This window comes from Amphritea sp. HPY (assembly GCF_050870985.1).
Lineage (GTDB): Bacteria > Pseudomonadota > Gammaproteobacteria > Pseudomonadales > Balneatricaceae > Amphritea.
Genome location: NZ_CP194015.1, coordinates 5,172,005 through 5,190,459 on the forward strand (window position 1 = coordinate 5,172,005; position 18,455 = coordinate 5,190,459).

19 protein-coding genes are annotated in these 18,455 nt (G+C 49.4%); 12 read left to right on the forward strand and 7 right to left on the reverse strand.

Features of this window, described 5'->3' with window-relative positions:
• Nucleotides 1-18: 18 nt before the first annotated feature.
• The 6 genes from rpsA (at nt 19) to ACQUQM_RS23075 (ending at nt 4,685) form a co-directional block, all read left to right on the forward strand.
• Nucleotides 19-1,695, forward strand: a complete 1,677-nt coding sequence (rpsA, locus tag ACQUQM_RS23050; protein ID WP_432472209.1) for a 30S ribosomal protein S1 — start codon at nt 19-21, stop codon at nt 1,693-1,695.
• A 79-nt stretch (nt 1,696-1,774) separates the two neighbouring features.
• A complete protein-coding gene (gene ihfB, locus ACQUQM_RS23055; protein WP_432472210.1) occupies nt 1,775-2,071 on the forward strand; it encodes an integration host factor subunit beta in 297 nt (98 codons plus the stop codon).
• A 29-nt stretch (nt 2,072-2,100) separates the two neighbouring features.
• Nucleotides 2,101-2,406, forward strand: coding sequence for a lipopolysaccharide assembly protein LapA domain-containing protein (locus ACQUQM_RS23060; RefSeq protein ID WP_432472211.1), 306 nt, complete (start codon nt 2,101-2,103; stop codon nt 2,404-2,406).
• Nucleotides 2,399-3,586: a lipopolysaccharide assembly protein LapB gene (lapB, locus tag ACQUQM_RS23065; protein ID WP_432472212.1), complete on the forward strand. Its 1,188-nt coding sequence runs from the start codon at nt 2,399-2,401 to the stop codon at nt 3,584-3,586. Before ACQUQM_RS23060 ends, lapB begins: the two co-directional genes overlap by 8 nt.
• Before the next feature lie 29 nt (nt 3,587-3,615).
• On the forward strand, nt 3,616-4,323 hold the full coding sequence (pyrF, locus tag ACQUQM_RS23070; RefSeq protein WP_432472213.1) for an orotidine-5'-phosphate decarboxylase: 708 nt from the start codon (nt 3,616-3,618) through the stop codon (nt 4,321-4,323).
• 80 nt (nt 4,324-4,403) lie between these two features.
• A complete protein-coding gene (locus tag ACQUQM_RS23075; protein WP_432472214.1) occupies nt 4,404-4,685 on the forward strand; it encodes a ComEA family DNA-binding protein in 282 nt (93 codons plus the stop codon).
• A gap of 73 nt (nt 4,686-4,758) precedes the next feature.
• Here ACQUQM_RS23075 and ACQUQM_RS23080 read toward each other — a convergent pair whose 3' ends face one another.
• The 4 genes from ACQUQM_RS23080 to typA form a co-directional block, all read right to left on the reverse strand.
• Entirely contained in the window at nt 4,759-5,652 is an 894-nt protein-coding gene (locus ACQUQM_RS23080) for an AEC family transporter (protein WP_432472215.1), read from the reverse strand.
• Between the two features lie 9 nt (nt 5,653-5,661).
• The gene (gene dtd / locus ACQUQM_RS23085) at nt 5,662-6,099 is read right to left on the reverse strand and encodes a D-aminoacyl-tRNA deacylase (protein WP_432472216.1); all 438 of its coding nucleotides are present in this window, start codon (nt 6,097-6,099) and stop codon (nt 5,662-5,664) included.
• A 9-nt stretch (nt 6,100-6,108) separates the two neighbouring features.
• The gene (gene pip / locus ACQUQM_RS23090; protein ID WP_432472217.1) at nt 6,109-7,059 is read right to left on the reverse strand and encodes a prolyl aminopeptidase; all 951 of its coding nucleotides are present in this window, start codon (nt 7,057-7,059) and stop codon (nt 6,109-6,111) included.
• 121 nt (nt 7,060-7,180) lie between these two features.
• The gene (gene typA / locus ACQUQM_RS23095) at nt 7,181-8,998 is read right to left on the reverse strand and encodes a translational GTPase TypA (protein WP_432472218.1); all 1,818 of its coding nucleotides are present in this window, start codon (nt 8,996-8,998) and stop codon (nt 7,181-7,183) included.
• 433 nt (nt 8,999-9,431) lie between these two features.
• Here typA and glnA point away from each other — a divergent pair, with 433 nt between their 5' ends.
• The 4 genes from glnA to trmL all read left to right on the forward strand — a co-directional run bounded on the left by glnA (nt 9,432) and on the right by trmL (nt 14,147).
• Entirely contained in the window at nt 9,432-10,835 is a 1,404-nt protein-coding gene (glnA, locus tag ACQUQM_RS23100) for a glutamate--ammonia ligase (RefSeq protein ID WP_432472219.1), read from the forward strand.
• 283 nt (nt 10,836-11,118) lie between these two features.
• Nucleotides 11,119-12,177: a nitrogen regulation protein NR(II) gene (gene glnL, locus ACQUQM_RS23105; protein WP_432472220.1), complete on the forward strand. Its 1,059-nt coding sequence runs from the start codon at nt 11,119-11,121 to the stop codon at nt 12,175-12,177.
• Between the two features lie 5 nt (nt 12,178-12,182).
• Entirely contained in the window at nt 12,183-13,613 is a 1,431-nt protein-coding gene (gene glnG / locus ACQUQM_RS23110; RefSeq protein ID WP_432472221.1) for a nitrogen regulation protein NR(I), read from the forward strand.
• Nucleotides 13,614-13,682: 69 nt separating this feature from the next.
• The gene (trmL, locus tag ACQUQM_RS23115; RefSeq protein WP_432472222.1) at nt 13,683-14,147 is read left to right on the forward strand and encodes a tRNA (uridine(34)/cytosine(34)/5-carboxymethylaminomethyluridine(34)-2'-O)-methyltransferase TrmL; all 465 of its coding nucleotides are present in this window, start codon (nt 13,683-13,685) and stop codon (nt 14,145-14,147) included.
• A 60-nt stretch (nt 14,148-14,207) separates the two neighbouring features.
• Here the strand turns inward: trmL and secB are convergent, their stop codons facing one another.
• From secB to ACQUQM_RS23130, 3 genes are read right to left on the reverse strand one after another with little or no spacing between them, the layout of a single operon-like run.
• Nucleotides 14,208-14,696 carry a protein-export chaperone SecB gene (secB, locus tag ACQUQM_RS23120; protein ID WP_432472223.1) on the reverse strand — a complete coding sequence of 163 codons (489 nt, stop codon included), beginning with the start codon at nt 14,694-14,696 and terminating at the stop codon, nt 14,208-14,210.
• A gap of 25 nt (nt 14,697-14,721) precedes the next feature.
• A complete protein-coding gene (gene grxC, locus ACQUQM_RS23125; RefSeq protein WP_432472224.1) occupies nt 14,722-15,015 on the reverse strand; it encodes a glutaredoxin 3 in 294 nt (97 codons plus the stop codon).
• Nucleotides 14,982-15,395, reverse strand: coding sequence for a rhodanese-like domain-containing protein (locus ACQUQM_RS23130; protein WP_432472225.1), 414 nt, complete (start codon nt 15,393-15,395; stop codon nt 14,982-14,984). Before ACQUQM_RS23130 ends, grxC begins: the two co-directional genes overlap by 34 nt.
• 313 nt (nt 15,396-15,708) lie before the next feature.
• Here ACQUQM_RS23130 and gpmI point away from each other — a divergent pair, with 313 nt between their 5' ends.
• Together gpmI and ACQUQM_RS23140 are read left to right on the forward strand one after the other, a co-directional pair.
• Entirely contained in the window at nt 15,709-17,259 is a 1,551-nt protein-coding gene (gene gpmI / locus ACQUQM_RS23135; protein ID WP_432472226.1) for a 2,3-bisphosphoglycerate-independent phosphoglycerate mutase, read from the forward strand.
• A 37-nt stretch (nt 17,260-17,296) separates the two neighbouring features.
• A complete protein-coding gene (locus ACQUQM_RS23140) occupies nt 17,297-18,442 on the forward strand; it encodes a murein hydrolase activator EnvC family protein (RefSeq protein ID WP_432472227.1) in 1,146 nt (381 codons plus the stop codon).
• The last annotated feature ends 13 nt before the right edge of the window (nt 18,443-18,455 follow it).

The following is an 18,455-nucleotide window of genomic DNA, read 5'->3' on the forward strand; positions in this document are numbered from 1 at the left end:
ATGCGAGGTTGTGCCGGTATGAGTGATAGTTTTGCTGAGCTGTTCGAAGAAAGCCTGAAAGAGCTGGATATGACCCCCGGCTCGGTTGTCACTGCAACTGTAGTAGCGATAGATGGTGACTATGTTACAGTTAATGCTGGTCTTAAGTCTGAAGGCGTAATCCCCCGTAATCAGTTTTTGGATGATGATGGTAAGCTGAGCCTTGCTGTTGGTGATCCGGTAAAAGTAGTACTGGTTTCGCTGGAGGATGGTTCTGGAGAAACACAGTTATCCCGTGAAAAAGCCAAGCGTGCCGAAGCCTGGCTGGTGCTGGAAGATGCTTTTGCCAACGATCAAATCGTTAGCGGTCACATCACAGGTAAAGTCCGTGGTGGCTTCACCGTTAACGTTAATTCTATCAATGCTTTCCTGCCAGGATCCCTGGTTGATGTGCGTCCATTACGGGATACGTCACATATCGAAAATCAGGAGCTGGAATTTAAGCTGGTTAAGCTTGATGCTAAGCGCAACAATATTGTGGTATCTCGCCGCGCAGTCCTCGAAACAGCATACAATGAAGAGCGTGAAAAATTACTCTCTACCCTGGATGAAGGCATGGTCGTTAAAGGTGTCATTAAGAACCTGACGGACTATGGTGCTTTTATCGACCTGGGAGGGGTCGATGGCCTGTTGCATATAACCGATATGGCCTGGAAACGTATTAAGCATCCCAGTGAATTGTTAACCGTTGGTGATGAGATTGATGTTAAGGTGCTTAATTTTGATCGTGAGAAAAGTCGTGTTTCTCTTGGCCTGAAGCAACTTACTGCTGACCCATGGGATGAATTCAAAGCGGCTCACCCGATAAGGACTAAGGCTGCGGCCAAAGTTACAAATATCACTGATTATGGTTGTTTTGCAGAGATTCAGCCGGGCATTGAAGGCTTGGTTCACGTATCCGAAATGGATTGGACCAATAAAAATCTGCATCCGTCTAAAGTGGTTCAGCTCGGTGACCCGATCGAAGTCATGATTCTGGATATTGATGATCGGCGGCGTAGAATCTCACTGGGTATGAAGCAGTGTCAGTCTAATCCATGGGATGCTTTTACAGCCAGCCACGCTAAAGGCACTCATGTTTCCGGAGCTATTAAGTCGATTACTGACTTTGGTATATTTATCGGTTTGGATGGCGGAATTGATGGTCTGGTGCACATCTCAGACCTGTCCTGGGATGAAGATGGTCATACCGCAGTTAAGGCATATAGCAAGGGAGATACGCTGGACGCTATAGTGCTGGCAGTGGATTCCGAAAAGGAGCGGATCTCGCTGGGTGTTAAGCAGCTGGCAGGTGATCCTTTCAGTGATTATGTAGTAGCGCATGGTAAGGGTAGTGTAGTTACCGGGACGGTCAAGGAAGTTGCCCCACGAGTGCTGGTGTTGAGTCTTGCGGAAGGTATCGACGGTATTGTTAAAATTTCTGAGATTAGTCAGGAGCGTATCGATGATATTGGCAGTCTGTTCTCGGTAGGAGATACCGTAGATGCGCTGGTCGTTAATATTGATCGACGGAGCCGCTCGATTGCGCTGTCGATAAAGCAGGTTGAAAGGCAGCAGGAAAAGCAGGCTCTTGATGCGATTAAGCAGCAGGAGGTTGAATCCAGCGGCCCCACCACTATTGGTGATTTGATAAAAGCACAGATGAAAAAAAAATAATCAGGCAGTGAACTGTCGGATATTCCCGTATCGACCAGTGCTGATAGAAGTGCTGGCCAGAATATTGTGAGGGGTGGCTATGACCAAATCTGAATTGATCGAGAGATTAATCGACCAGAACCAGCAGTTATCTATAAAGGATGTCGAGCTGGCGGTAAAGACGATGCTTGATCACATGACGGAGTCTCTGTCACAGGGGGACCGTATTGAGATCAGGGGCTTCGGTAGCTTTAGTTTGCATTACCGGGCTCCGCGACAGGGGCGTAACCCTAAAACCGGTGATTCAGTGTCGCTCGATGCCAAGTACGTGCCGCACTTTAAGCCCGGCAAAGAGTTACGTGAACAGGTGAACGAAAGCCTGAATAATGAACGATAAGTGATAAGTAATTTTATCAGGGGATAGTGATGCGTTGGTTAAAGGCGCTAGTAGTGTTTGTTGCATGCATTTTTGTATTGTTCGTTGGCTGGACTTTTTCAACTTTGAATACTGAGCTGGTGCAGATTGATCTGTTTTTCGTATCTCTGCCAGAAGCGAGTTTGTCAGTCTGGCTGATGGCGAGCTTTGTTGTAGGTGGGGTCGTCGGGGTTGTGATCAGTAGTTTCGTGGTGGTGATGCTCAAAGTCCGCTTAGGGGCTGCAAAGCGCAAGATTAGTGCGGCTAATAAAGAGTTGGATCAGCTACGTACCAGCTCTTTAAAGCATAGTGTTTGAGGCTTCCGATTATCTGCTGATTATCCTGCTGTTTATCGCGGTCGGGCTGGGTTGGTTTTTGGGGAGAAAAGATCTTTGGCGCGGTTCCCGACCTGCTCAGGCATCGCTGCAGAAAGAGTACTTTGCCGGACTTGATTACCTGCTCAGTGAGAAGACCGATGAAGCGATAGAGAGTTTCATTCGGGCTTTGGAGATAAATTCCGATACCATTCCCGCCCATATTGCCCTGGCTAAGCTTTTTCGTAAAAAAGGTGATGTAGACCGGGCAATTCAGATTCATCAGAATCTTCTGGCCCGGCCGGATCTTTCACGCAGTGACTTTCTGAGAATTCAGATGGCTCTGGCGAAAGACTATTTCGCGGTTGGTCTGTTTGATCGGGCTGAAAACCTGTTACAGGAGATCGGTGAGCAGAAGCCTCCCCAGGAAACCCGGCAGAAAGTTCTTACTCTACTGACAAAATTGTATGAGAAAGAGCGAGAGTGGGAGAAGGCGTTGACCGTTGCGCGACAATTGGCGGCAAATGAAACCCGTGAATTGCATGTTGAGCTGGGGCATTATTGTTGTGAGCTTGCGCAAAAGGATCTCCAGCAGGAGGGGTTCAGGCGGGCTAAAGAGCGGTTGAATCAGGCGTTGGCCTATGATCCCCAGTCGGTGCGGGCTTCTCTTTTGAAGGCAGATGTGGCGATGGCGCAGCAGCAATGGCGTAAGGCGATAAAAGCCCTTAAGTCTGTAGCGCATCAGGACGCCGCATTTATTCCTGAAACGATCCCTAAAGTCAGAAGCTGTTATGTGCAACTTGGTCAGGCGGGTGAGTTAGAAAGTTATCTTCAGCAGTGTCTGCTAAGCTGGCCTTCGACAACGGTAATGCTGAACCTGGCAGAGTTCCTGATGGATCAGAGGGGAGCATACGCGGCAGGCTCCTTCATTACGGATGAATTAAAGAAGCGGCCCTCAATTAAGGGCTTTAATAGTCTTATAGATTTGTATATCGCGCATGCATCAAAAGGCGCCAATGAAAGTCTGATGGTGCTGCGCGGACTAACTGGTCAGTTAGAGCAGAGTAAACCGGTATATTGTTGTCAGCGTTGTGGCTTTTCGGGTAAAACCCTGCATTGGCAGTGCCCTTCTTGTCAGACGTGGGGTGGCACTAAACCGATTCAGGGGCTGGAAGGCGAGTAGAACGAAATTTTTGATTTTAAGAGTATGTTATGAGCAGTGATACACAGATTATTGTAGCTCTGGATTATCCGGAGCAAGCCGCGGCACTTAATATGGCGGACCAGCTAGACCCGTCACGTTGTCGGGTAAAGGTGGGTAAGGAACTTTTTACCCGCGCAGGTCCCCAGGTGGTAGAGCAGCTTCATAGCAAGGGCTTTGAGGTGTTTCTGGACCTGAAATTCCATGATATTCCGAACACAACTGCGAAGGCTGTGCGTGCCGCTGCCGAACTGGGGGTGTGGATGGTTAATGTACATGCCAGTGGTGGCCGGCGGATGATGGAAGCGGCGCGCAATGAGCTGGAGCAGGTCAGTGGTGCGAATACCCTACTAATTGCGGTCACTGTGTTAACGAGTATGGAGCGGCAGGATCTGGCTGATATAGGGTTGGATATTGACCCGCTGGAACAGGTCAAACGGTTAGCTCTTTTGACTGAGCAAAGTGGTCTTGACGGCGTTGTATGCTCAGCACAGGAGGTCAGCCCGCTACGGCAGATTATTTCTCCTTCATTTCAGCTGGTAACGCCGGGTATTCGACCTGCCGATGCAGCCGTTGGTGATCAGAAGCGCATTATGACACCGGGTATGGCGATTCAGGCGGGTAGTACACATCTTGTTATTGGTCGGCCAATAACTCAGGCAGAGGCACCGATTGCAGCGCTGGAGCGAATTGAGCAGGAAATTCTTGTGGCACGCTAGTTGTCTCTTGGCTGTCTTATGCTATGAATTAAGGGCTGGTCTTTGACCGGCTCTTTTTTTTTGGCTAAAAGGAGTTAGCAATGAATATCATGTCTTATCTTAAAGCGGTGCTTTTTTCGGTTCTATTGATTCTGCCAGTGGTGGGATATAGTGAGCAGACGGTAAACATCAATACAGCGACTGCTGAACAGCTCGCGGTGACTTTACAGGGCGTCGGCGATAGTAAAGCTAAAGCGATAGTTGCATATCGAAATCAGCATGGCCCCTTTACTGCGGCCGATGATCTGATGATGGTGAAAGGTATTGGTGCAGCAACGGTGAGTAAGAATCGGGATCTGATCAGTGTCGAAGTTGCGCAATAGTAAACAAGCTGCCCTTTCGGGCAGCTTTCTTCAAAGAGGTTCTCTTAAAAGTTACTTTATTTTAAGTTACTTTCTACAAAACAAAAATCAGAGTGGCAGGAATAAACAGTAATGCGCCAATGTTGCCAAGTAGCACGATAGAGGCGACCTGTTTGGGCTCCTGATTGTATTGTTCTGCAACAATGTAGTTCAGTACCGCCGGGGGCAATGCCCCAAAAATGATCAGAAAGGCAAACTGGGCCTGATCCAGCTGTAGTAGCTGCTGAATAATGATAGCAACAGCGATACCCGCAGCCGGGCAAAGTATCGCGCCGGTTGCCCCGATACGCCAGGAGCTGAAGTCGACAGTAATTAGTCGCACGCCCAGTGTGAAAAGCAATAACGGTATTGAGATCTGGCCCAGCATATCCAGCGAGGTGGCGATGCTTTGTGGCATGGGCAGTGTGAAGCTGCTCCAGGATAAGCCTGCAATAGTCGCGATGATTATCGGCATCCGGAGCAGGCGCAGTGGGTTCGTTCGATGGTCCATCATGTAAATGCCGACGGTGAAGTGCAACGTCATTTCCACAATGAACATAACGATTGCTGCGGGCAGGGCTTGTTCACCGAAAGCCAGAATAATAAGTGGCAGTCCCAGGTTGCCGCTATTGCTGAACATCATTGGCGGTAGGAACGTCTTGGCCTGCACTTTGAGCAGTTTGCATACTGGCCATAGAATCAGGCCAGAGGCCAGAATTACGGTTGCGGCGCCGATGGCCAGTGATTGATACTTGACCAGGTCAAAGGCTTTGTCTGAAAGCACGAAGAAGATAAGTGCTGGGACAAATATATCCATATTCAGCTGGTTAGCCAATGTCATGTCGGGCTTTTTGTAACGGCCATACAGGTAGCCTGCAACGACGATGGCAAAGAGTGGAAATACCGTAAGGAATATTCGCTCGGCGAGCGCTTGTGCAGTGGCATCCATTAAGCGGCCTCAGGCTTCAAGCATGAAAGTAACAGGGCCGTCATTGACCAGGGATACTTGCATATCTGCGCCGAACTGACCGGTGCCAATATCATGGTGTAATTCCCGGGCTTTGGCGACAAAATGGTTATACAGGTTTTCTCCCTGCTGAGGTGTTGCGCCTGAAGAGAAGCCTGGACGTAGACCCTTGCGCGTGTCGGCTACCAGTGTGAACTGGGAAACGATGAGCAGGCCGCCTTCTGTTTGCTGTAGGTTCAGGTTCATTTTGCCTTCACTGTCGGCAAATATGCGGTAATTGAGTGCTTTACTGAGTAGTTTGTCGGCCGCAGCTTCAGTATCTGTTTTTTCGACACCTAGTAGTAATAGAATGCCAGGACCAATTTCTCCGTGCCGTTGTCCGGCAATATCTACAGACGCGGAGCTGACCCGCTGAATGAGCGCTTTCAATAGTTATCCTTACGCCAGTGAGAGGGCGAACTGTTTGGTGGCTTTAATCAGGTTGTCGGTGATGCCGGGCTCTGCTGCGCTATGTCCTGCGTCTCTGACTATATGCAGTTCCGCCAGGGGCAGGGCATGATAGAGCGCAAACGCCTGATCGATCGGGCAGACCATATCATAGCGGCCGTGCACAATTGTGGTTGGAATGTGTCTGATTTTATCGGCATCACGGATGATTTGATCCGGTTCGATAAATGCCTTGTTGATGAAATAATGGGCTTCTATGCGCGCCATCGCCAGAGCCACGTGCGGATCAGCAAAGTGATCGACGACATCGGCGTTTGGGTCCAGTGTAGAGCAGCGTCCTTCCCAGACGGACCAGGCTTTGGCCGCCGACATGCGGGCAATCTCATTGTCTGAGGTCAGGCGTTTGTAGTAAGCCTGTAGCATATTGTTCTGTTCGTGCTCGGGGATTACTTTACGGTACTCGTTCCAGTAATCGGGGAAGATTGCGCTGGCGCCCTGCTGGTAGAACCAATGTAGGTCCTGATCACGACACAGGAATATACCGCGCAGAATCAGTCCCAGAGCGCAATCGGGGTAAGCTTGTGCGTAAAGCAGACTAAGGGTTGAGCCCCAGGATCCACCGAACAGCAGCCACTGATCGATCTGTAGGTATTGGCGAATCTTTTCTATATCGTTGATCAGTTCCGGGGTGGTATTGCCGGTTAATTCTGCATGGGGTGTTGATTGCCCGCAACCACGCTGATCGAACAGAATTATGCGATATTTTTCCGGATCAAAAAAGGAGCGCTGATAACTGCTGGTACCGCCGCCGGGGCCGCCATGAATAAAAAGTACCGGAATGCCCTGAGCATTACCGCTTTCTTCTATATAGAGGGTGTGGATGTCATCGACAGGCAGTTGATGTTGCTTGAAGGGATGGATATCAGGATAGAGAGAGTTCATTGAGCCGGCGTCCTTTCTGTTAACAACGACAACCGGGAGTATAGCCCGGAACAGTTGTTACTGTCCGGGCTTTTTGTGCCTGAGCTCTGAAAGCTAAATAGGCGCAATCAAGCTAAAAATCTTATTTAGCTGCGCGTGACTGACGCTTACGCTCGTTTTCAGTCAGTAGCTTTTTACGCAGACGAATGCTCTCTGGTGTTACTTCTACCAGTTCGTCGTCTTCGATAAAGTCCAGTGCCTGCTCAAGTGTGAAGTTGATTGGCGGAGTCAACTGGATGTTTTCATCGGTACCGGAAGCTCGAACGTTGGTCAGCTGCTTACCCTTAATAGGGTTGACCGCCAAGTCGTTGTTGCGGCTGTGAATACCCAGCAGCATGCCTTCATACACATCGATGTTAGGTACAACACACAAGCGGCCGCGGCTTTGCAGGTTCCACAAAGAGTAAGCCAGTGCTTTACCGGATACCATGGAAACCAGAACACCGTTGCTACGGCTGACGACTTCACCCTGCTTTACAGGACCGTAGTGGTCAAACACAGAAGTCATGATGCCGCTACCGGAGGTCATTGTCATGAACAGGGAGCGGAAACCGATCAGGCCGCGGGAAGGCATCAGGAAGGTCAGACGTACGCGTCCCTTTCCGTCAACTTCCATGTTGGTCATGTCTGCTTTACGCTTGCCTAGCTCTTCAATGATGCTGCCCTGATGCTGATCTTCAACATCGATCAGTACAACTTCGTAAGGCTCATGGATTTCGCCGTCAACTTCTTTCTGAATTACTTCAGGGCGGGATACACCCAGTTCGTAACCTTCACGACGCATGGATTCGATCAGCACCGACAAGTGCAGTTCGCCACGACCGGCAACCTGGAACTTCTCAGGTGAGTCGCCCTGTTCAACGCGCAGTGCTACGTTGTGGATAAGTTCACGTTCCAGGCGATCCTTGATATTACGGCTGGTAACAAATTTACCTTCTTTACCAGCAAAAGGAGAATCGTTGACCTGGAAGGTCATAGAAACTGTAGGCTCATCAACGGACAAAGCCGGCAGTGCTTCAACCTGTGCCGGATCACACAAAGTATCGGAGATGTTGAGAACTTCGATACCGGTTACGCAGACGATATCGCCGGCCCGTGCAGTTTCAACTTCAACACGTTCGAGGCCCAGGTAGCCCATGATCTTCTGCAGCTTGCCGTTACGTACTTTGCCTTCAGCGTCGATAACTTTAATCTGTTGATTAAGTTTCGCTGTTCCGCGGGTAATACGGCCAACACCGATAACACCAACGTAGCTGTTGTAGTCCAGTGCAGAGATCTGCATCTGGAAAGGACCTTCGGTATCAACCTTAGGAGGCTCAACGTGCTCGACAATTGCTTCGAACAGTGGGGTCATATCATCGGCAAGTTCATCAGCCTCAAGACCTGCAATGCCGTTCAGGGCGGAAGCGTAGATTACCGGAAAGTCCAGCTGTTCATCGGTAGCACCCAGGCTATCAAACAGCTCGAATACCTGATCGATAACATAGTCAGGACGAGCGCCAGGGCGGTCAACCTTGTTGACTACAACGATTGGGCGCAGGCCCTGATCGAATGCTTTCTGAGTTACGAAGCGGGTTTGTGGCATAGGACCATCAACGGCATCAACCAACAGGCAGACGCAATCAACCATCGACAGAACTCGTTCTACTTCACCACCGAAGTCGGCGTGTCCAGGAGTATCTACGATGTTGATATGGTAGTCATTCCACTCAATGGCGGTGTTCTTAGCCAGAATGGTAATACCACGTTCTTTTTCCTGGTCGTTCGAATCCATGATTCGTTCGGTGCCTTCGTCACGACGGCCCAGGGTTCCGGACTGTGCAAGAAGTTTATCAACCAGGGTAGTCTTACCGTGGTCAACGTGGGCAATGATGGCGATGTTTCTGAGTTTTTCGATCACGTCTGGGAACCTGTGCAGACAATTTAATAAGGCGGGCATTATACATGAGTTATGGCCACTCTGTGCGTTTCTTGTGCTGAGAATCCGCAAAATAGGTTTTTTTCTTGTTTATTGATCTGTTTTAGAGGATATGTCCAAATTGTTGGAGTATGATGTCGGCACCTTTTTAAGGCCAGATAGAGTGATAAGGTATACTAAAAAATAATCCGCACCAAAATGGTTCGCTTTGCTTTGTTGGTGCGCGTTATTGGTGCAATATTTTGATATTGCGATCACTATATCTGCTTTAAACGCAGTGCTTTCGCTGTTGGAGAGATCTGGCATGTTGTTTGCTCTGTAAAAGCGATATGAGCTTATGGCCTGTTATTCAATGCTCCTAATTGAGTTACGGGCAGTAAGAATTCTGGCGATTTAATCTAGTGGAGAAAGCCAAATGTCAGAGACTATGAATCTGATCAAAGCCAACGAAGTTCGTTGGGTAGATATGCGTTTTACCGATACTCATGGTAAAGAGCATCACGTAACTATTCCTGCAAGCGAAGTAAATGAAGATTTCTTCGAAGAAGGTAAGATGTTCGATGGTTCTTCCATCGGTGGCTGGAAAGGTATTAACGAGTCTGACATGATTCTGATGCCTGATGACAGCGCGTCTGTTATGGATCCGTTCTCTGAAGATTCAACTATTATTGTTCGTTGTGACATCGTTGAGCCTGCTACTGGTCAGGGTTATGAGCGTGATCCACGTTCTGTTGCTAACCGTGCTGAAGCGTACCTGAAGTCGACCGGTATTGCCGATACAGCTATTTTTGGTCCTGAGCCAGAGTTCTTCGTGTTTGACGAAGTTAAATGGCACGCTGATATCAGTGGTTGCGGCTACTCTATCGGTTCTCAGGAAGCTTCATGGGCTTCTAGCCACAGCATGGAAGGCGGCAACACTGGTCACCGTCCACGTGTTAAGGGCGGTTACTTCCCAGTACCACCGGTTGACTCTCTGCACGATCTGCGTGGCGCTATGTGTGACGCAATGGAAGCGATGGGTCTGGTTATCGAAGTACACCACCACGAAGTAGCAACTGCTGGTCAGTGCGAAATCGGTGTAGGTCCAAACACTCTGACTGCTAAGGCAGACGAAGTTCAGATCCTGAAGTACTGTGTACATAACGTTGCTCACGCTTACGGCAAGACTGCTACATTCATGCCTAAGCCAATCGTTGGTGACAACGGTTCAGGTATGCACGTTCACATGTCTCTGTCTAAAGATGGCGTTAACATCTTCCACGGCGATGCATATGCTGGTCTGAGTGAAACTGCCCTGTTCTACATCGGCGGTATCATCAAGCACGCTAAAGCACTGAATGCACTGACTAACGCTTCTACTAACGCATACAAGCGTCTGGTTCCTGGCTTTGAAGCACCGGTAATGCTGGCTTACTCTGCCCGTAACCGTTCAGCTTCTATCCGTATCCCTTATGTGACTAACCCTAAGGCATACCGCGTAGAGACTCGCTTCCCTGATCCTTCTGCTAACCCATACCTGTGCTTCGCAGCACTGATGATGGCTGGCCTTGACGGTATTCAGAACAAGATTCACCCTGGCGATGCTGCAGATAAAGATCTGTATGACCTGCCAGCTGAAGAAGCGGCTGAGATTCCAACAGTAGCAGCATCTTTCGAAGAAGCGCTGAATGCTCTGGATAACGATCGTGACTTCCTGACTGCCGGTGGTGTATTCACTAACGACATGATCGACGCGTATCTGGGTCTGAAGCGTGAAGAGTGCGAGCGTGTGAGCATGACTACTCACCCGGTTGAATTCGACCTGTACTACTCTGTTTAATCCTTAAGGATTAACGATAAAAGCCTCCCTCACGGGAGGTTTTTTTTTGTCTTTCAAAATTACCAAAAAACACCAGTTGCACTAATGTGGTGCAAATATTGTTGATTGCCCTACACTGCAACATATAAGTGCAATTAATATGTTCCAGATGATACTGGTATTGCTTGAATCCGGTTGATTCTGGCTGGTTACTGGTTTTATTGGATATTGAACATATTGGTTTGCTTCTTGCTTTGTTAATAAGGAATGACGCTATTTGTTTTAGGTTTGCTGAAGGTTCCCGATGAAAGCATCTGATCTGCATAAACATATACTGGACAATCTGACCACCGCGGCGATTCTTGTTGATGGTGATCTTGAGCTTGTCTATATGAATCCTTCAGCGGAGATGTTGCTTGAGGCCAGTTCCAGAAGGTTGCAGCAGATTGCCTTTAAGGACTGGTTTCTGGTTGATGATAACCAGCAGGCGCTAAACGCTTCTCTGAAAACCGGGCATCCGTTTACCAAGCGCGAAGCAAAGCTCAATACTCTTAAAGGCACTGAACTGACGGTTGATTACAGTGTAAATCCGCTGCCTCAGAAATATGGCCGGCTATTGCTCATTGAGGTCACCCCGCGGGATCGATTAATTCGAATTTCCCGGGAAGAGGAGTTGTTAAGTAACCATGAGACGGTGATTAGTCTGGTGCGGGGTCTGGCCCATGAGATTAAAAATCCTTTAGGTGGTTTGCGTGGTGCTGCTCAGCTATTGGAGCGGGAGCTGGATGATGAGTCGTTGCATGAGTATACCCGGGTGATTATCGATGAGGCCGATCGGCTGCGTAATCTGGTCGACCGTCTGCTGGGGCCGCATAAGATGCCGCAGTTGGAAGAGGTTAATATTCACGCGATTCTGGAGCATGTCTGCAGCCTTGTGAGTGCGGAAACCGGTGGCAGGCTTCAGCTGGTGAGGGATTATGATCCTAGCTTGCCTGAGTTTATGGGGGACCGCGAACAGCTGATTCAGGCGGTGCTTAATATTGTGCGTAACGGCATGCAGGCGATGCAGGAATCTGAGGTTGAACATCCGGTGATAAAGCTCTGCACCAGGGTTGTGCGCAATATTACCTTGGGTGCTGAGATGCATCGGCTGGTGTGTTGCGTCGACATAATCGATAACGGGCCGGGTATTCCGGAAGATATTCTGAGCAAAATCTTCTATCCGATGGTTAGTGGTCGTGCAGCCGGAACAGGGCTTGGCTTATCGATCGCCCAGTCTGTGCTGGCGCAGCATAAAGGCCTGATTGAGTGTGAGACTCAACCAGGCACAACCAAATTTCAACTATTGATACCGCTGGAGTAAATAAGATGGCTAAGGCAGCGAATGTCTGGATTGTCGATGATGATCGATCCATCCGATGGGTGCTTGATAAGGCGTTGTCCGGTGAAGGGGTTGATGTCACTCTATTCGAGAATGGTGATAGCTTATTGCAACAATTGGAACGGGATACTCCCGATGTTGTTGTTAGCGATATTAGAATGCCGGGTATAGATGGGCTGGACCTGCTGGAGCGGATTACTGCGCGCTTGCCCGAACTGCCGATCATCATCATGACAGCGCATTCGGATCTGGAAAGTGCAGTCGCTTCATATAAAGGCGGTGCGTTTGAATACCTGCCAAAGCCTTTTGATATTGATGAGGCGGTTGCTCTTGTTATGCGGGCAGTTGAACACGCCAGAGAGCAACAACAGCAGCAGCAAGCTCAAGAGGAGGTGGAACCGCAGACTGAAATTATTGGTGAAGCGCCAGCAATGCAAGAGGTGTTTCGGGCGATAGGCCGGCTGTCGCAGTCCAATATCACAGTCCTTATCAATGGTGAATCCGGAACCGGTAAAGAGCTGGTTGCTCAGGCGCTGCATCAGCACAGCCCCAGGGCTGTGGCACCTTTTATCCCCCTGAATATGGCAGCGATACCGAAAGACCTGATCGAATCTGAGTTGTTTGGCCATGAGAAGGGCGCGTTTACAGGGGCGGCCAGTGCACGGCCCGGTCGCTTTGAGCAGGCTAATGGTGGCACGTTGTTCCTTGATGAGATCGGTGATATGCCGGCTGATACGCAGACCCGTTTACTTCGGGTATTGGCAGAAGGTGAGTTTTACCGGGTTGGCGGTCACACTTCGGTTAAGGTAGATGTGCGAATTATTGCGGCTACCCATCAGGATCTTGAAAAACTGGTTGCTGAAGGGCGCTTCCGGGAAGATCTGTTCCATCGTCTGAATGTTATCCGGATTCATATACCTAAGCTGGCCGAGCGGCGCGAGGACATTGCTCGTCTGGCACGGCACTTTCTGCAAAGCTCAGCCGAAGAACTGGATGTTGAAGCTAAGCAGCTGCACCCTGATACCGAGGCATTCTTGTGTTCACTGGCCTGGCCGGGTAATGTGCGGCAGTTGGAAAATACCTGCCGCTGGCTGACAGTCATGGCGTCAGGCCGTGAAGTACTGGTTGCTGATTTGCCACCGGAGTTGCTTGAACAGTCCGACGATGACAATGTCACCACTTCGAACTGGGAAAAGGCGCTACGGAACTGGGCTGACCAACAGCTACAACAAGGCCATTCCGCCATTCTCGATGATGCGGTTCCTGCATTCGAGAAAATAATGATTGAGACCGCGCTTAAGCATACTGCGGGCCGCCGTCGCGATGCCTCTTTGCTACTCGGCTGGGGGCGCAATACCCTGACCCGGAAAATAAAGGAACTGGGTATGGATGATGACGTTGAAGAGGGCGTTGAGTAGAGAGAAGGTTTCCTCTGCGGTGACCGGTTCAGTTATAATCCCTGCCTCATTCAGAGTCAGGGATTTTTTATGCTCCACGTCGTTCTTTATCAACCTGAGATTCCACCCAATACCGGTAATATTATCCGTCTGTGTGCCAATACTGGTTTTCAGTTGCATCTAATCGAGCCGCTGGGATTTGATTTCGATGATAAGAAGCTGCGCCGTGCCGGGTTGGATTATCATGAGTTTGCCAAGGTGCAGCGTTACCAGTCTCTTGTTGAATGTCTGCAGAAGATCGATGGTGGCAAGGTCTGGGCATTAACTACTAAGGGCAGTCAGAATTACGCAAAGGTTGAGTTTTCTGTCGGTGACGTACTGTTGTTTGGGCCTGAAACCCGTGGTTTGCCTGCCGATGTTTTAGATTCTCTGCCTGCAGAGCAGCGCCTGCGTCTGCCGATGAATGCTGATAGCCGTAGTCTGAACCTGTCTAACACTGTGGCTGTGATGGTTTATGAGGCCTGGCGTCAGTTAGATTTTGGTGGTGAGTCTTAGCTGTTTTTACAAACAAAAAAGCCGGGATACTCCCGGCTTTTTTATGTCTTGTGATATCGCTTAGTGTTGCGCTTCGCTACCCGCTTCTTCCTGAGCGCGTTGCTGCATCTGCTGTGCATACAGTGCGTCAAAGTTTACCGGTGCCAGCATCAGGGCAGGGAAGCTGCCTTTGTTTACCAGGCTATCAACCGCTTCGCGGGCATACGGGAACAGGATGCTTGGGCAGAATGCTCCCAGAGTGTGGTGCAGCTCTGCTTCGCCAAGGCCGGAAATAGTGAAGATGCCGGCCTGCTGGATTTCAGCAAGAAAAGCAGTGTCATTATCGTTTTTAGCAGTAACGGTCAGAGTCAGGATAACTTCGAACACACCTTCGTCCAGTTGCGAGGTGGCGGTGTTCATATCCAGATTAACATCGGGTTGCCACTGCTTGGTGAATACCTGAGGTGAATTTGGTGCTTCAAAAGAAGAGTCTTTAATGTACACGCGCTGGATAGCAAACTGCGGAGCTTGTGGCTCCTGGTTTTGTGCGTTCTGTTCGTTCTCTGCCATTGTCTTAGTCCTTATATCTGTCTTATTAGCTGGTGAGCAGCAGGTCTAATTTACCTTGTTGCTCCAATGCATAAAGGTCGTCACAGCCACCAACATGGGTGTCTTCAACGAAAATCTGAGGGACTGATGTCCGCCCGCTACGTTCAATCATCTGCTGGCGAGTGCCTACTTCGCGTTCAATATCGATCTCAGTATATTGTGCGCCTTTGTGATCGAGTAGCATTTTTGCGCGGCGGCAAAACGGGCACCAGGCGTTACTGTAGAGGGTGATCGCTTTCATCGTATTTACTTGATGACCGGCAGGCTTTGAGCTTTCCATTCTGTCATGCCGCCGGACAGGCGAATGACATTTTCAAAGCCAGCGGCTTTCAGTTTCTTACTAACAGCACCGGCAGTCTGGCCCATATTGCAAACTACAATAAGTGGCTTCTGCTTATGCTTGTTGAGTTCGGTCAGGTGGTTGTCGATATCGCTGGCCGGAATATGTACGGCATTAGTGATATGACCGGTGGCGAACTCTTTCTTCGGACGAATATCCAGTATAACACCGCCTTCTTTGTTGATCAGGCGTGTCGCTTCATGCGTGTCGACAGACTTGCCAGCTTTATTCTGTTCGGTCCATAGCAGCATGGCGATAGTCAGGGCCCAGGCAGCGACCAGAAGAATGTTGTTTGTTGCAAAATCGATCAGTTGTTCCATCGTATATTTGTCCAGCTGTGAGAATCGTAGCCGCTTGCTTTTAGAAGCGGTCGATATTATCAAAGATGTTAGCAAAACCTATAAGGCGGCTAAGTATACCTTGCTGAGTTTGCTGAGGTAACAGCTAAGCCGTTTTTCCACGGCAAAAAAACGTAAAAATTGATTTGCAGCTGCTTATGCCTGGTCGGAGTGGGTTTTAAGCGAAAGGTGAGTCAGGTAACTGATTGTGTCTGGCTGTCGGTAATTCGCCTTGAGACCGATTTCAACGTAAAATGCTGATCCTCCACAGTTACCCGATATATAAAGATTACATATGACTGATCAACGATCCACGAAAGCGTTAATTATTCTTGATGGCTTTGGCGTCGAGAGTACCGAATCCAGTGCTGTAACCGCAGCGAATACGCCAACCTGGGATAAGCTTATGGCGCAGGCGCCACATAGCCGCGTTGCAACTTCCGGTATGGCTGTCGGTCTGCCTGAAGGCCAGATGGGTAACTCCGAAGTGGGTCATATGAATATCGGAGCCGGACGAACTGTTTACCAGAATTTTACCCGGGTCAGTAAGGCGGTCGAAGACGGTTCTTTGTTTAGCAATGAGGTTTTAGTTAAGGCTATCGATGCAGCTGTTGCAGCCGATGGCGCTGTACATGTGACCGGATTGTTATCCCCGGGTGGCGTGCACAGTCACGAAGAGCATCTGTTTGCATTGCTGGAGATGGCGGTTAAACGTGGTGCCAATAAGATCTACCTGCACGGCATTCTCGATGGCAGAGACATGCCGCCGCGTAGCGCTAAGGCTTCTATCGAAGCGGCGGAAGCTAAATTCGCCGAGCTGGGTACCGGTGCTATTGCCACAATTGTTGGGCGTTACTTTGCCATGGATCGCGATAATCGCTGGGATCGGGTCCAGCTGGCATACGATGCGATGACAAAGGGCCTGGCACCTTGTTATGAAGCAAGTGCAATGGATGCGCTTAATAACGCCTATGAGCGGGATGAAAATGATGAGTTCGTTCAGGCGACGACTATTATTGGTGAAGATGGTCAGCCAAAAGGGTTGATCCGTGATAATGACACTGTGATCTGTGCCAATTTCCGTCCGGATCGCGCGCGGGAGATTACCCGGGCTTTTGTCGATGCTGAATTTGATGGTTTTAGCCGTTCTGTAGAGCCGCGGCTGAGCGACTTCGTGATGTTGACTCAGTATGCCTCCGATATTGATGCAAGCTGTGCATATCCGCCGATGAAGTTTAAGAATTGCCTGGGAGAATACCTTTCTACACTAGGTCGAACCCAGCTGCGTATCGCCGAAACAGAAAAATACGCCCATGTAACTTTCTTCTTTAATGCTGGTGAAGAACAGGTTTATGCTGGTGAAGACCGGATTCTGGTACCTTCGCCTGATGTCGCTACTTATGACCTGAAGCCTGAGATGAGTGCGCCGGAAGTGACAGAAAAGCTGGCTGCTGCCATTGCCAGTGGCAAGTATGATCTGATCGTATGTAACTTTGCTAACCCTGATATGGTCGGCCACACCGGTAACTTTGACGCAGCAGTTAAGGCGGTGGAAGTGATTGATGACTGTATCACTAAGGTGCTGGCCGCGATGGAAAAAGTTGCTGGAGAAACGCTGATTACTGCCGATCACGGCAATGTCGAGTTAATGCTCAATCCCAAAACCGGGCAGGTGCATACAGCGCATACCACGTGGCCGGTGGCATTGGTTTATGATGGTCCGCGTAAAGGGAAGATTAGTCTGCAGGACGGCGCTTTGTGTGATCTTGCCCCAACGTTGCTGGCGTTAATGGATCTGGATCAACCGGAAGAGATGACCGGACGATCGTTGGTAAACTTTCAATAATGGATTATAGGCCGCTCGTTGAGCGGCCATTTTGTATATGCTGAAGAATTTTTTTATCTTTCTGTTCCTTATGTCGGGCCTGCTGAATGCGCCGGTGATTAATGCCGCGTCAAAAGATCAGGCGACAGAGGCGCAGGTGAAAGCGCTGAAGAAGAGTATCAGAGAGCTGGCTCAAACCCTGGGTGAAGTGAAGGGAGAGCGTAAGTCGGTACAAAATGAATTACGCAGCACAGATAAAAAGATAGGTGTACTGGCTAAGGAAATATTGGTTCTTGACGGTCAGCTCAAGGGGGCGGAAGTTAAACTGAAGCAGCTTGAAGCGCAGCGCAAACCACTGCTGCATTCATTGCACAGCCGTGCTGGAGAACTGCAGTTGCAGTTACAACAGCAGTATAAACAGGGACGCCAGCCCCGGTTGCAGCTGTTACTTAATCAGCGTGATCCGGAGCAGGTGTCCCGGATGTTGCGTTACTATGATCAAATTAATATGACTTTGAGTCGAAAGCTCCAGTTGTTCCATGATGATCTGCAACAGCTGGACCAGGCTGAGCAGGATATTCGTTCCGCGCAGATAGATATTTTCGATCACAGGGATCAGTTGAAACTGCGTGCCACGAGTCTTGAACAGACTCGCAAGGAGCGGAAGCAGGTATTAGCAAAGCTTGAGCAGGAGTTGAAGGCCGGTAGCCAGCAATTGAAAACGATGCAGGCTAATCAGGCCCGTCTTGAAAAAGTGCTAAATGAGATACGGGTTTCGGTCGATAAAATAGCCCTGGGTGGTGATGACCGTGCTTTTAAAGAGCTTAAAGGGCGTCTGCCCTGGCCTAACAGCGGAGTGCTGAGTCGTCGTTTTGGCAATGTTCAGGCGGGTGTCAGATTTGATGGTGTTTTGTTATCTGATCGGTCGGGGCGTTCAGTTAGGGCTGTTCACCATGGTCGGGTGGTCTTTTCTGACTGGCTGAGGGGCTATGGTTTACTGTTGATTATTGATCATGGTGGCGGCTATATGAGCCTCTATGGGCAAAACGAAACGTTGTTAAAAGATGTTGGCGAATGGGTGTCAGCGAAAGAAACAGTGGCAACTATTGGTAATAGCGGCGGTAATACTAAACCGGGGTTGTATTTCGCTGTCCGATATAAGGGAAAACCAAGTAATCCATTGAAATGGCTGGCGAGAAGGTAGGCAGAGCGGTTAT